Origin of the sequence: Bacteroides ovatus, assembly GCF_001314995.1 — a bacterium.
In the GTDB taxonomy this organism is placed as follows: Bacteria; Bacteroidota; Bacteroidia; order Bacteroidales; family Bacteroidaceae; genus Bacteroides; species Bacteroides ovatus.
In genome coordinates this window covers 2,704,384-2,718,953 of record NZ_CP012938.1, presented here as the reverse complement: position 1 = coordinate 2,718,953, position 14,570 = coordinate 2,704,384, and the positions used below count along the sequence as shown (strand labels likewise).

11 protein-coding genes are annotated in these 14,570 nt (G+C 41.3%); 4 read left to right on the top strand and 7 right to left on the bottom strand.

Annotated features, from left to right (window positions below; all coding sequences use genetic code 11):
* The first annotated feature begins 2 nt into the window (after positions 1-2).
* Positions 3-527 carry a methylglyoxal synthase gene (locus Bovatus_RS10815; RefSeq protein ID WP_004299341.1) on the top strand — a complete coding sequence of 175 codons (525 nt, stop codon included), beginning with the start codon at positions 3-5 and terminating at the stop codon, positions 525-527.
* Positions 528-657: 130 nt separating this feature from the next.
* Here the strand turns inward: Bovatus_RS10815 and folB are convergent, their stop codons facing one another.
* From folB to Bovatus_RS10795, 4 genes are all read right to left on the bottom strand, one after another.
* The gene (gene folB, locus Bovatus_RS10810; RefSeq protein ID WP_004299342.1) at positions 658-1,029 is read right to left on the bottom strand and encodes a dihydroneopterin aldolase; all 372 of its coding nucleotides are present in this window, start codon (positions 1,027-1,029) and stop codon (positions 658-660) included.
* Positions 1,013-2,065, bottom strand: coding sequence for an acyltransferase family protein (locus Bovatus_RS10805; protein WP_008998905.1), 1,053 nt, complete (start codon positions 2,063-2,065; stop codon positions 1,013-1,015). The genes folB and Bovatus_RS10805 overlap by 17 nt, the downstream gene beginning before the upstream one ends.
* Positions 2,066-2,367: 302 nt before the next feature.
* Positions 2,368-5,049 carry a 4-alpha-glucanotransferase gene (locus Bovatus_RS10800; protein WP_004299344.1) on the bottom strand — a complete coding sequence of 894 codons (2,682 nt, stop codon included), beginning with the start codon at positions 5,047-5,049 and terminating at the stop codon, positions 2,368-2,370.
* Between the two features lie 131 nt (positions 5,050-5,180).
* Positions 5,181-7,724 (bottom strand): adenosylcobalamin-dependent ribonucleoside-diphosphate reductase, encoded by a 2,544-nt coding sequence (locus Bovatus_RS10795; protein ID WP_004299345.1) that lies wholly within the window; start codon positions 7,722-7,724, stop codon positions 5,181-5,183.
* A gap of 284 nt (positions 7,725-8,008) precedes the next feature.
* On the opposite strand from Bovatus_RS10795, the gene Bovatus_RS10790 reads away from it, so the two are divergent.
* Positions 8,009-8,752, top strand: coding sequence for an NADPH-dependent oxidoreductase (locus Bovatus_RS10790; protein WP_004321972.1), 744 nt, complete (start codon positions 8,009-8,011; stop codon positions 8,750-8,752).
* Between the two features lie 96 nt (positions 8,753-8,848).
* Here the strand turns inward: Bovatus_RS10790 and dnaA are convergent, their stop codons facing one another.
* The 3 genes from dnaA to Bovatus_RS10775 form a co-directional block, all read right to left on the bottom strand.
* Positions 8,849-10,261, bottom strand: coding sequence for a chromosomal replication initiator protein DnaA (gene dnaA, locus Bovatus_RS10785; RefSeq protein ID WP_004299347.1), 1,413 nt, complete (start codon positions 10,259-10,261; stop codon positions 8,849-8,851).
* A gap of 351 nt (positions 10,262-10,612) precedes the next feature.
* Positions 10,613-11,506 carry an MlaD family protein gene (locus tag Bovatus_RS10780; RefSeq protein ID WP_004299349.1) on the bottom strand — a complete coding sequence of 298 codons (894 nt, stop codon included), beginning with the start codon at positions 11,504-11,506 and terminating at the stop codon, positions 10,613-10,615.
* A gap of 9 nt (positions 11,507-11,515) precedes the next feature.
* Positions 11,516-12,775 carry an N-acetylmuramoyl-L-alanine amidase family protein gene (locus tag Bovatus_RS10775; protein ID WP_004299350.1) on the bottom strand — a complete coding sequence of 420 codons (1,260 nt, stop codon included), beginning with the start codon at positions 12,773-12,775 and terminating at the stop codon, positions 11,516-11,518.
* Between the two features lie 81 nt (positions 12,776-12,856).
* On the opposite strand from Bovatus_RS10775, the gene Bovatus_RS10770 reads away from it, so the two are divergent.
* Entirely contained in the window at positions 12,857-13,819 is a 963-nt protein-coding gene (locus tag Bovatus_RS10770; protein WP_004299351.1) for a bile acid:sodium symporter family protein, read from the top strand.
* Positions 13,820-13,865: 46 nt separating this feature from the next.
* Positions 13,866-14,561: a tetratricopeptide repeat protein gene (locus tag Bovatus_RS10765; RefSeq protein WP_004299352.1), complete on the top strand. Its 696-nt coding sequence runs from the start codon at positions 13,866-13,868 to the stop codon at positions 14,559-14,561.
* Positions 14,562-14,570: the final 9 nt, after the last annotated feature.

Genomic DNA, 14,570 nt, shown 5'->3' with positions numbered 1-14,570 from the left:
AAATGAAATCAAAGGTTAGAAGAGGCATCGGGCTGGTAGCGCATGATGCAATGAAAAAAGACCTCATCGAATGGGTACTGTGGAACTCGGAACTGTTGATGGGTAATAAATTCTATTGTACAGGTACTACGGGTACTTTGATATTGGAAGCATTGAAGGAGAAACATCCTGATGAAGAGTGGGATTTTACGATTTTAAAATCAGGTCCGTTAGGTGGTGACCAACAGATGGGATCACGTATTGTGGATGGGCAGATTGATTATCTCTTTTTCTTCACGGACCCCATGACATTGCAACCGCATGATACGGATGTAAAAGCATTAACCCGTTTGGCCGGTGTAGAAAATATTGTTTTCTGTTGTAACCGTTCTACGGCGGATCATATTATTTCCAGTCCGTTATTTATGGATCCTGATTACGAACGCATTCATCCGGACTATTCCAGCTATACAAAACGTTTCCAGGATAAACCCGTGGTGACGGAGGCTGTAGAATCGGTAAATAGAAGAAAAAAGAAGAGAAAATAAGCGGTAGTTTACGGCTGTGAAAATAGAAGCAGATCTTGCTTAAAAAGGAATGCAGATGATACGGATTACTTTATTAATATCGTATTATCTGCATTTCGTCATTTATGTTTCATTTCCAGCTGTGATTATCTTATTTCCTGCTGCAGTGTAGCTCAATTCCTGCAGACTCTATATCTGCTCCCATCGGTGGGTTTCGTTTGGAAAGCCGGAGTTCGATTTCTTCAATACAGGGGAATTGGTCAAAGAGTTTTTGTATAATCCGTCCGCTAACGTGTTCCAGCAATTTTGAGGGAACAGCCATTTCATTTTCTATCACCTGATGTACTTCAGCATAGTTGACGGTGTCGGTAACTTCATCTGTCCGGGCAGCTTTGCTGATATCTACTTTCAGTTTCAGGTCAATGAGATATTCATTCCCAATCAGATTTTCTTGCGGTGCAACTCCATGATAGGCGTAACAACGAATTTCTTTCAAAAGGATATAGCTACTGTTTATCTTCATATACTGTCTTTTTAGTGTGATCTTGTTTGACTTTTAACAGGTCTTTCTGTGCAACCATTTGTGGAATCACTTTAAGAAAGACGGGTGTGAGCAGAAGGCAGATGCTTAATGTTATAAGCAGAAGTGCGCTTGCCTGTGCCCAACTATTGTGAATATAACGGCTGACTAATGGACCTAAAAAATGAAGTATCGGTCCATGAATACTCAAGGTGATGATTGAATATCGTCCCAAGTAAGAAACAACCTTTATCTTCTTCACTTTTTTGCAAAGTAACATAATCATAAATATTCCTGCAAACGCAGCGATATATACTTGAAAAATATTTCCCGTATAATTGTTAGTACGCATACCCAATGTGGTAGCGGTAAAGTACATTACCACCAGTGCCAATACAACAAAAACCGGTATCAGTTTGTCGAAACGATGGCTGGGATATAGAAAGAAATTATACCGTCGGATCCAGAAACCGGCTACATAGAAGGGGAGGGCAGTCATGGAAACATCTATATACAGGGGTAATTCTATCTGTAATTTTCCGAGATAAAATCCTGCGCAACCAATCAGGATTGTCACAGCGAACATGACAAGCAGATGCTTTTCGCGCAGAAAGTGAATTAGATAAAACAGGATGTTGCAATTGAATAATGCGAGTAGAAACCAGATCGGTGGATTGAACTTGATAAGGTCGTGTCCATGAAATACAACCAAGAGTTCATTCCACGACACAGGCAGTTGAAATACCCTCGGAGCAATCTTCCAAACAATGTATTTCATTAGAAATGCACTTAGATAGAAGAAAAGAAAAGGAATAATCAATTTGTTTATTTTTCGTAGGATGAATCCGAACAGGCCTTCGTATGATTTGAAAAACACTCCCGAGATAAAGAAGTAAAGCGGCATGCGGAAACAGGATAACATCGAATTCGTATCCAGTTGTTCGAAGGCCCCTCCAACGTGTGCCATTACCACAAGGATAATGCAGACTCCTTTGGTTAAGTCCACAAAATCAATACGTCTGCTCTGGTTGCCTTCCATTATCTCTTTTAATTTCTCTTTTTCGGCGCAAAGATACTTTATAAATCGGAATAAAAAGAGGAACATTGAAAAAATAAACGAATGATGCGAAAAGCGAAAAAGTATGATATATAGTAATGATATTATTGCGAAAAAAATGGTTGACTATGTTTTGAAACTCCTTATTTTACCTCTGTTATCAATATATCCTTGAAAAACGAATGACGCGGATCACATAGATTTTTAGCGTTCTTAATCTAGTGTTATCCGCGTCGGTAGTGTCCGGAAAATATCCTTTTAGAAAGTTACTTGTATCTTTTATTCTATTTATTCGGATCTCTTCCTGTGTATTTAATCAATTCGCTAATCTTATCATTAAGTGTTTTTGCTTTCATCAACTGCTCCAGAGTGAGATGCATCCGGTATCTCCAGTAGTTTCGTGGATTGGATGGAACATTAATTCGCTCTTCCGCCACATTCGGATTTCTCCATTTCCCGTCTATCGATAACCAATCCTGGAAAGACAAGATACAGAGAATGGAATTACTGTTGAGATGGTTGCGTACGATTTCCTCGCACAACTCCGGGGTGGCAGTTGTCGGTGCAACTCCATAATGTCCTAACGTTGCATTATAGTAACGTTGGGTCTGTTGATAATCTTCTTCCCACCAGCCACGCAACGTAGACATATCGTGAGTGGAGATTGTGCAGACAGACCGGTACGGATACTCATTTAAATGCCCGAATTCATGCATCGGATTCTTAGGCATCCGCTGAATTTCCAGACTAAGAATCCGGAGCTCATTCATCACCGACGACACACAAGCAGGAATCATCCCCAAATCTTCTCCACAAACCAACATGCGGGTTGATTGTGTCAGTTGAGGTAACTTCTTCATAGCCTGTTGATACCAGAACTCGTTGTGCCGATGGTAATAATACTGGTCGTATAGTCTGTTAAACGCATTTTTCTCTTCTTCGTTCAGCGACCGGAATACGAAATCTCGTTGCACACCGATACGCGGGTGGTATTTACCTTCCTCTTTCTTATCCGCAACAAATAAGACGTTACTGATTAATGAATAAAGCCCTTCCCGAATCCAGATACTATCTTCATCATTTCTACCAGCAAAGAATTGTTCTACCTCCCGTTGTGTTTCGAATCCCGGTTTCATCCGATAAAGTCCGGAGTCATCAATCAATTGAAGAAAGTCCTGTTTGACTAAATGGGTATGCGGTCCGAACAACTGTCCGAGGAAAGATTCATGGATGAATGGTAGCAGATATTCATCCCGGAACGTTAGACCATAACTTTCGATTTCTTCCCGGCTCATCGGTAAAGAAGGATCAAACTGACCTAACAATCCGTGTACAGCGTGCATTGGTATTTCCCAAATACGGAAGAACCCGAGGATATGATCGATCCGGTAAGCATCGAAGTATTCTGCCATTTTCTGAAAACGCTTCATCCACCAGCGGTATCCGTCTTTTTCCATGACATCCCAGTTGTATGTGGGGAATCCCCAGTTTTGCCCGTTGATCGAGAAATCATCGGGCGGAGCACCCGCTTGTCCGTTTAGATTGAAGTAATGAGGTTCTGTCCAGGCTTCCACGCTGTTGCGGCTGATACCAATCGGAATATCCCCCTTTAATACAACACCGTGTTGGCGGGCATATTCGGTTGCAGACAACAGCTGTAGATGCAGATGATACTGGATATAATAATACAACGAGATGTGCGGATAATCTGCCGTTCCCGGTTGGCACATTTTTTCTATATCTTCCGCTTGGTAAACAGAGTGTCGCGGCCATTTGCGGAAATTGGGCGTTTTGTAGGCATCGCGCAGATAACTAAAGACTGCATAAGGTTGCAGCCATTCCTTGTTCGTTTCAAAGAAATCTTTGAAACCTTTGGAAGCCAATACCTTTTCTCCTTCCTGTCGGAACAGTAAGTTGAAAAACTCCCATTTTGTTTGGTTGACCGCTTCGTAGTCAATAGCAGGGAGGCTGTTCAGTTCCTTTTGCTTCTTGCTGAATTTTGATGCCGCTTCTTTATCTTTCAGAGTTCCCATTTGCCTGATATCCGCATACATCGGATGGAAAGCATAAATAGAAATGCTGTTATAAGGATAAGAGTCCGTCCATGCATGAGTCATGGTGGTGTCGTTGACCGGTAAAATCTGAATAACTTTCTGGCGAGTATTTACTGCCCAGTCTACCATACGTTTCAAGTCGCCGAAATCACCTACTCCGAAACTTTTCTCTGATTTTAAAGAAAATACGGGTATAGCGATTCCTGCCCCTTTCCATGCGGGAATGTCGAAATAAGCATATCGGTCGGAAATCACGAGCGTTTCGTTGGTCTTCAGTTCCGGGTCTGCCAGATAGCGGTTAGGGTTTTTCTCCCAGCAGTCTGCTTTCTTTTCCTGTTTGTTGTAGAGGATGAATTTATATTCCAGCGGATATTTAAGTTTGCTGGCGTCCAGCTCTATCTGCCATTCCGGGAAATTGGTATCACTCATCAATACCGCTTTCTCCGGGTCCCAGTGACCTAATGATTTCTGGTTGCCACAAATTGCCAGGCAATAATCTTTGTTGATACGTGGGGCGTAGGCCTTGATAACCAGTCCCTTCTTATATCTTTGCGGGATATTCTCTTTTTCAGGATGTGCCAGTAAGGCTTCTGTAAAAGCAGAACTATAAAGATACAGTTGTTCCGGAATATTTTTCCAGCAATCATTGATTCTGTATATCTTCCTGGAACTGCCTGATAAGAAAATAGATCTCGAAAAACTGTCCCATTCCTTGCGGATAACTATTCCGTTTTGCTCTATCTGATAGCTATAATTGATGGTCATCCCTTCTTGAGGGACTTCAAGCTCAAGTTCTGCCGTCCAATAGATACCATCGGTGGTGTGTAAAGGAATTGATTCCGGAAATAAGCCGGAAATCCTTACTTCTTCTCCCCAATTGGTGCGGTATTCAATATTAAATGATAGAATCATATATATTAGATTTTGATTGTATATGTAAGACACTGCAAGTATAAGACATTTTTTTGAATAAAAAATAAAAGGAGCCGCACCGGACTCCTTTTAATCTTTTGTTTATATATTAATTAACATACGTAGGACTATTATCCACATCTGGAAGCGCCGCAAGTAGTACAAATCAGACAGCCTTCCTGATAAACCAATGTCTCGTTGCCACAGTTCGGGCACTTCTTACCTTTGGCTTCCGTTCCATCCTGAATATACTTCTTCAATGCACGTTCTACACCGTTTTTCCAAGTGTTGATACTTTCACTGTTCAATTGCAGAGAGCCAACCAGTTTGATAACCTGTTCAATCGGCATCCGGTAGCGAAGCACGCCGGAAATCAATTTTGCATAGTTCCAGTATTCCTTGTTGAACTTCTCTGACAATCCTTCAATGGTCGTCTTATATCCGCGTTTGTTCTCGAATTGGAAGTCGTAACGTTTGGTACCGTCTTCATCCACATTTTTGATGATACGTCCGCAAGTTACGCTCTTAGGCAGCAAGATACCTTCGTCGTCATCTTGCAAACCAGTGAATATTTCATAGGGGTGTCCGTCCAATAATCCGACAAAAGCTACCCATTTTTCCTTGTTGTTCTGGAAACGGACAACGTCTGCTTCCAATATTCTCGGACGTACCTCTACAACCGTAGGCGGTTTGCAAGGAGGAAGTCCTTCTTTCTTGTCCTTATCCGATTTCGTAGAGATCAGTACTCCGGAGCGTGAACCGTCACGATATACGGTACAACCTTTACAGCCGGATTTCCATGCCTCTACATACAGGCGGTTTACTAAATCCTCGTCCACATCGTTCGGCAGATTGATGGTTACGCTGATAGAGTGGTCTACCCATTTCTGGATTCTTCCCTGCATTTTCACCTTCATCAACCAGTCGACATCGTTAGAAGTCGCTTTGTAATAAGGAGATTTGGCAACCAGTTCGTCAATCTCTTCTTGGGTGTAACGTCTGGCCGGATCGTATCCGTTAGCTTCCATCCAGGTAACAAATTTATGATGGAATACGATGTATTCTTCAAATGCGTCCCCTGTTTCGTCTACAAAGTCTACATGCACATTCGTATCGTTCGGGTTTACCTTTCTTCTACGTTTGTAAACAGGCAGGAATACAGGCTCGATACCCGAAGTGGTCTGCGTCATCAAACTGGTCGTTCCGGTTGGAGCAATCGTCAGACAGGCAATGTTGCGGCGACCGTATTTCTTCATGTCCTCATACAGTTTCGGGTCGGCTGCTGCCAAGCGTTGGATGAACGGATTGTTCTGTTCACGTTCGCTATTGTATATTTCGAAGGCACCGCGTTCTTTGGCCATTTCCACTGAAGAACGATAGGCACCGAGAGCTACTGTCTTGTGTACTTTTTCAGAGAATTCCGTTGCTTCTTCCGTTCCGTAACGTAATCCTAAAGCAGCAAGCATATCACCTTCTGCAGTGATACCTACGCCGGTACGACGACCTTGTCCGCTCTTCTTGTAGATTTTCTCCCAAAGTGCACGTTCCGCATGTTTCACTTCTTCGTTTTCCGGATCTTCGTCAATCTTGGTCATGATACGTTCGATCTTCTCTAGTTCGAGATCGATAATATCGTCCATGATCCGTTGAGCGAGAGCCACGTGTTTTTGGAACAAGTCGAAATCAAAATAAGCATCCGGTTTGAACGGATTTACCACATAAGAATATAGATTGATAGCCAATAAGCGGCAAGAATCGTAAGGACATAGAGGAATTTCTCCGCATGGGTTGGTAGATACCGTTCTATACCCCAGGTCTGCATAACAATCAGGCACAGATTCACGGATAATCGTATCCCAGAACAAAACGCCCGGTTCTGCCGATTTCCATGCATTGTGAACGATTTTCTTCCACAAGGTAGAAGCGTCGATTTCCTTGGTGAATGTAGGTTGGGCAGAGTCGATAGGATATTGCTGTACATACGGCTTTTCGTCTACGGCAGCCTGCATGAAAGCGTCGTCCAACTTGACAGAAACGTTTGCTCCGGTCACTTTACCTTCGGTCATCTTGGCATCAATGAATGCTTCCGAATCCGGATGCTTGATAGACACGCTCAACATCAATGCACCGCGACGTCCGTCTTGAGCTACTTCACGAGTGGAATTCGAATATCGTTCCATGAACGGAACAAGACCGGTAGAAGTCAACGCCGAGTTTTTAACGGGAGAACCTTTCGGACGGATGTGTGATAAGTCATGACCTACACCACCGCGTCTTTTCATTAGTTGTACCTGTTCTTCGTCGATTTTGATGATAGCGCCATAAGAGTCGGCTGCACCGTCCACTCCGATAACGAAGCAGTTGGATAGTGAAGCAACCTGGTAGTCGTTACCGATTCCTGTCATCGGGCTACCTTGGGGGACGATGTACTTGAAGTGATCCAGTAAATCATACAGTTCTTTTGCTGTCAACGCATTCGGATACTTCGATTCTACGCGTGCCACTTCATTTGCAATTCTCCAATGCATGTCTTCCGGGGATTTTTCATAGATATTACCGAAAGAATCCTTTACTGCGTATTTGTTTACCCAAACCCTTGCAGCAAGCTCGTCGCCTTGAAAATATCGTAAAGATTCTTCATAGGCTTCGTCGTAAGAATAAATCTGTTTTTCCACGATTCAATTTGTGTTAAATCTCGTTTTTAATAAGTAATATGTAGAAGTTTACTTATCGTTAACAAATGTAGGCGCAAAGCTAAGAATGTTTTTTCATCTATCAAAATAAAAATGAATTAATTTATTAACAGGTTGCAAGTTTTCCATTTGTTTATGCTAAGTATTTGATAAACAGTTAGAATTGAATTTTGTTCAAAGGTTAAAGTTCTCCAAAAAGAAAACTATTCTATTCCACTAGTGTGGTGGATTATTTTTTTCTTTTTATATCTTTGCAAAAAAAAGATATGTTTGAAACCGTAAAGAACAGAAGAACTATCCGGAAATATCTGCCTAAAGATATAAATCCGAGTTTGTTAAATGATTTGCTTGAAACCTCTTTCCGTGCTTCTACGATGGGTGGGATGCAACTTTATAGTGTGATTGTGACTCGCGATGCGGAAATGAAGGAGAAACTTTCGCCTGCTCATTTCAATCAGCCGATGGTAAAAAATGCTCCAGTCGTATTGACTTTTTGTGCTGATTTCCGTCGTTTCAGCAAATGGTGTGAACAGCGGAAAGCAGTGCCGGGCTACGATAATTTAATGTCTTTTATGAATGCGTCTATGGATACTTTGCTTGTTGCGCAGACTTTTTGTACGCTGGCGGAAGAAGCAGGACTCGGCATTTGTTATTTAGGAACTACCACTTATAATCCTCAAATGATTATTGATACCCTCCAACTCCCCGAACTGGTATTTCCTCTCACCACAATAACGGTAGGCTATCCGGACGGTATTCCCGCACAAGTAGACCGTTTGCCTTTGGAAGCTGCCGTGCACGATGAAAAATATCACGACTATACACCGGAAGGAATAGATAAACTCTATGCCTACAAAGAATCATTGCCGGAAAACAAGCAGTTTATCGAAGAAAATAAAAAAGAAACATTGGCTCAAGTCTTTACAGACGTGCGTTACACAAAGAAAGATAACGAATTTATGTCCGAAAATCTATTGAAAGTACTTCGCCAGCAAGGATTCTTGAAATAAGTATTAAGTATCAAGTATTAAGTATTATCCATGCGGATGGACTTTATCATGCGATATTGTATAGCAACGGTAATGCTTAATACTTGATACTTGATTTCAGTTTCTCTTTTTCAGTAACGATTCTATTTCCTGTACTTCTGCACTAAAGCTTTTGTCCACCTCCAATTGTCCTTTTACGGTTTTGCAGGCGTGAAGTACCGTTGCATGGTCTTTGTTACCGATAAACTTACCTATCTTAGAAGTTGAAAAGTCTGTGTGGTTTTTAGCTAGATACATGGCGATCTGTCGTGCTTGAACGACTTCCCTTTTTCTGGATTTTGTATGTATGGCAGACGGTTCCAGATCAAAATGCTTGCATACCACTTTGAGGATATCATCGATGGTAACCGCTTTAGTTTCGTTATGAACCACGCCATGTACAATGTGTTGTGCCAAATCCAAATCTATTTCTTTGTTGAAAATAGTGGAACGAGCCATGATAGCAATGACGATACCTTCCAGATCGCGTACACTTTCATTCACATTTTCGGCAATATAATCGATCACTTCCGGCGGGAATTGTAACCCGTCGCGGTGTATCTTGTTGCGTAGAATGTTTTTGCGAAGTTCTACCGTCGGCTTTTCAAGCTCGGCTACCATACCCCATTTGAAACGGGTCAGGAGGCGTTCTTCAATACCTTGCAACAATACAGGAGCACGGTCTGAAGTTAATATGAGCTGTTTGCCGTTCTGGTGTAAATGATTGAAGATATGGAAGAAGTTGTTTTGAGTCTTGGTGACACCGGCAAACTCCTGAATATCATCAATGATTAATACATCAATCGTCTGGTAAAAGTTAATAAAGTCGTTAGTCGTGTTATTGCGTACAGAATCCGTATATTGTACCTGGAACAAATGTGCCGAAACGTACAATACTCTTTTCTCTGGATAAATTTCTTTGATTTTCGTGCCTATTGCGTTTGCCAGGTGCGTCTTTCCTACTCCGGATGCTCCATAAAGGAATAACGGGTTGAAAGCAGTCCCTCCCGGTTTTTGCGCTACGGCTTCCGCCACACTTCTTGAAAGTTTATTGCTGTATCCTTCAATGAAGTTCTCAAAATTATAATTGGGATTCAAATGCGGGTCCAAATCCTGAACGGCAGGAGCCTGTAGGAAGCTGGGAGCTTTGTTTCCTCCGATTATGCTTTTGGGAGTAACAGCCGTAGAACGATTGCTTGCTTCGAGATTCACGGTTTGATTCGGAATCGAAGTCTTGTCCACCATGACATTGTACATCAACTTGGTTCCTTCGCCAATGACCTTATATAATGTCTTACGTATAAGATCTACGAATCTCTCTTCCAGTATTTCATAGAAAAACTGGCTCGGGATCTGTAAGATCAACGTTTTGTCCTCATATTTCAACGGAACAATAGGGGCAAACCAAGTATTATATGTCGTCTCGGGAACATTGTCTTTAATAACGTCGAGACAGCGGTTCCAAAGTACGACATGATTTGATTCAATCATAGTAACTTTTAATACATTTATTAATTAAGCAAAACTTCTACATTTGCAAAATTGGGAATCTTATTCGGAAAAAACAAATCTATTTTTTCTTGTTTTTTTCATGCTAACAATAATGTGTTTACTTTCAATGACTTATGCGTTTGTTGTCGGACACACTCTGTTTACCCTCTCTTGCAGTTTTATAAGTATCTGTATGTTAATGTCTTATATATATAATTTTAGCCTTTTTTCTCACTTTTGTACGTTTGTACGGGAATATTATTTCGGTTTGTAGATAGACATTTGAAGAGCAATCTACTTTCTTTTGAAAGCCCTTCGTTATTTAGATAAAATCTATATAACGATAATTTGCTACTTGTCTTTCTTGCCGAATAATGAGAAGTGAACGTACCGTTTCGGATGCTCTTTCAGGTCTTCTAATAAGCTGGCTGCATTTTCAGTTGTTGCATTCAGATTATTGTATAAAGTCGGGTCGTTGAAGAGCAGTCCGATTGTGTTATCTTTGCTGTTTAATTTTTCTGTAAGTATTTTTACGTTAGCCAGCGTTTCGTCTATTTTTTTGAAAGTGGCTGCATAGTCTACTTCTTTCAAATTTCCGCTGATAACAACGAAGTTGTCTCCGATGGTGTTCAGTTTACTGGTGAGTTGAGGTATGTCATTACTCATCAGCCCTTTTACCTGCGAACTGACTACTGCCAGGTTGGCGGTTGTCTTCTCTATCGAGTGCAGGGTGGCAGGGATGCTCTTGTCTCCTAATATATTGTTCAGAGAGATGAGGATAGAATCCAGTTTCGGAAGCATTTCTTCTACCTTGGGGATCAGTTTTGCCGCGCTTTCCATCATTCCGTTGTTCAGTGTGCCGGGGATCGTATCTCCTACGGCATATTTTTCGCGCGGGTTGTTTGCCAGAAGAATATTCATGCGTACGCCTCCCATAAGTTCGGATACAAGCTCGGCGCTACTTCCTTTGGGAATCCGCAGTTCCGTGTCCAGTTCCACTTCGACAATTACATTTCCGGGTTTGGCATAATCATAATAGATGTCACGCACGATACCTACACGAACACCGTCGGCAAATACCGGGCTTGATTTGGTGAGTCCGTTTACGTTTTCAAATTTGGCATAGAAATAGCTGGAAGGTTGAAACATGTGTATACCTTTCAGCCAGTTAATTCCGTATATAAGCACACATAGTGCAACGATACCTGCAATACCTATTCTGACTTCTTTTGTAATGTACTTCATTTTATCTTTTTATTTATTTCTTCTTTTTTTGAATTCGGCAATCGCTTCATTGACGTTCATTTTCTCGCCGTTCCGGAAAGCGATGATAAAGGCGTCTTTGAATTGTGCCGTAATGGTGCGCTTCGTACGCAACACCTTGTTATAATCGGAGGAGGCTCCATACGTATATTTGTATATTCCCCCTTCCTTATAATAATCTACCTCTTTCAGTCCTTTCAGCCGTTTGTCGTTTTTGGCGAGAGGTTTGGAAGAAGTAAGTATCTGTATCTTAAACGTAATTTCACTGTCATTGGTTGCACTCTCTACTACAATTGGGCGTTTCGGTGCTGTTTTTGCTGTCGCGGCAGGTTTTGTTTTTGCTTCGGCCAATAGCTTTTCCTGTTGGGGAGCTGTGTTCACGCTTTCGGTATCCTTTTGGGCAATTGCCGGGGCATTGTCTTCTTCCTGTTCGGTTGGGACGATCGTTTTGCTGACTCCTGTTAGGCGCAGTTCATGTTCTCTCTTATAATTTAAGAAAGCACGGTAGATGCCTTTTGCCATGGTGCCGGCCCCTTCTTCAGAATTCAGATAGCGCTCCTCTTCGGGCGTAGAGATAAATCCTAGTTCTATCAGAATGCTCGGCATGGCACTCGCTTTTAAGACAAGGAATCCGGCTTGATGCACTCCACGGTCTGCCCTTCTACAAGTTTGGCGAAATTGTTTCTGCATCAGAGAAGCCAGGTGTACACTCTGTTCCATGTATTTATCTTGCATGAATTCAAATATAATATATGACTCGGCAGAGTTCGGGTTGAAACCGGCATATCTTGTTTTGTAGTCACTTTCGTAGAGGATTACGGAGTTCTCTCGCTTGGCAACTTCCAGATTAGCGTCTGATTTGGCTAAACCCAGTGTCCAGGTTGAAGCACCTTTTGCGGTACGGTTGTTAGCCAGTGCGTTGGTGTGAATGGAAATGAAGAGATCAGCCTTCGCGTTGTTCGCGATTTCTGCGCGTCGGTCTAAAGGGATGAATACATCTTTGCTACGAGTGTAAATCACTTTGACGTCGTCGCAATTCCTTTTAATCAGATTTCCCACTTTCAGGGCAACGTTCAGATTGATATTTTTCTCTTTCGAGATTTTGCCGATGGCGCCCGGATCATGTCCGCCATGTCCTGCGTCGATAACTACTACAAAATCCTTCCCCCATAAGTGGTTAGTACATGAGGGTAGAAAAAGTAGCCAGAGGCAAATGAATATGTATAATATGTACGGTCTATTCAGTTTCATATCTATAATACGGTGCAAATGTAGTAGAAATTTGTAGAAAACTCATTATTTGCCATTAAGTTTTGTGTTTTTTTCGGTTTAATGGTAGCTTTTTTCCTGAAATCTCCGTTACTTTGTGCTTCGAAGTTAAAATGTACGACGATGCTTAAGTTTTTGAAGAATTGGACGTTACCTATTGCTATGCTGGTAGGTGCTATAGGTTATCCGCTGTTTATCAGCCTTTCTTTTCTGACTCCCTATCTTATTTTTACGATGTTGCTATTGACCTTCTGTAAGGTATCTCCTCGTGATTTGAAGCCTAAACCTCTCCATTTGTGGTTGTTATTGATTCAGATTGGCGGAGCGTTGGCTGCTTATTTGTTGCTTTATCGCTTTGATAAAATAGTAGCAGAGGGAGTGATGGTTTGTATTATTTGTCCTACGGCTACGGCTGCTGCGGTGATTACTTCCAAGTTGGGTGGGAGTGCAGCCAGTCTGACTACTTATACATTGATAGCAAATATCGGTGCGGCTATTGCTGTGCCTATTCTTTTTCCTTTGGTGGAGGTGCATCCTGATGTCACTTTTTGGGAGGCGTTTCTTGTTATTTTAGGTAAGGTATTTCCGTTGTTGATTTGTCCTTTTTTGGCTGCCTGGTTGTTGAGTAAGTGTTTGCCAAAAGTGCATCAGAAGTTATTGGGCTATCATGAACTTGCTTTTTATTTGTGGGCTGTGTCTTTAGCTATCGTAACAGCGCAGACATTGTATTCCTTGCTCAATGACCCAGCGGATGGTTTTACGGAAATCATGATTGCTGTCGGAGCACTGATTGCCTGCTGTTTGCAGTTCTTTTTGGGGAAGACAATCGGCTCAATTTATAATGACCGTATCAGTGGCGGGCAGGCGTTGGGACAAAAGAATACGATTCTGGCTATTTGGATGGCACATACTTATTTGAATCCATTGTCTTCTGTGGCTCCCGGTTCGTATGTGTTGTGGCAGAATATTATTAATTCGTGGCAGTTGTGGAAAAAGAGAAAGAATGAATTGAAAAATCAAGCGTAAGACATTAGACAAAGAATCGTAATGGATATAAATCAGAATTCGGATTATGAAAAGACATAAGTGTATATTTATTGTAATAGCATTGTTGTTTCTATCTTGTTCTAGGACAAACAAATTATTTGATGAAGCAGTAAGTCTTGATAATCAGAAGAAGTATCATGAAGCAATTGTAGTCTGGAATAAATTAATTCAAAATGACCCGACTTATCTACCTGCCTATATAAACAGAGGAGCCGATAAGTTTGCGTTAAAACAATATTCTGAAGCTATAAAAGACTATTGTTATGTTATAAGACAAGACTCTACATATATAATGGCTTGGCTTAACAGAGGAAACGCAAATTTAGAATTGAACAATTACCAAAGTGCAATTGACGACTTTAATGCAGCAGAAAGAATAAAGCAGGAAGTGTATGGATGCGCCCAAGTGATATTTTATGATAAAATAGATCCTAAAGATGTTGCGCTGGAAGAAATTTGTTTGCAAAGAGGTATTGCTTATTGGTATGTGGATAGCATTAATAAAGCATATAGTGATTTGAATTATTGTATTGATCAGAAATATGAAGTAGTATGCAGTTACTTCTGGCGTGCTTATGTCTATTGGAAAGCCGGCAAAGAGAAAGAGGCATATAATGACTTCATGACCGTGATTTTGCAAGGGCGAGCCGATGACGATTATGTAATTCAGGCACAACAAAATCTAAAGTTGTTGGACAAACATAGTATTCTCTTAAAATAGACTATAAAT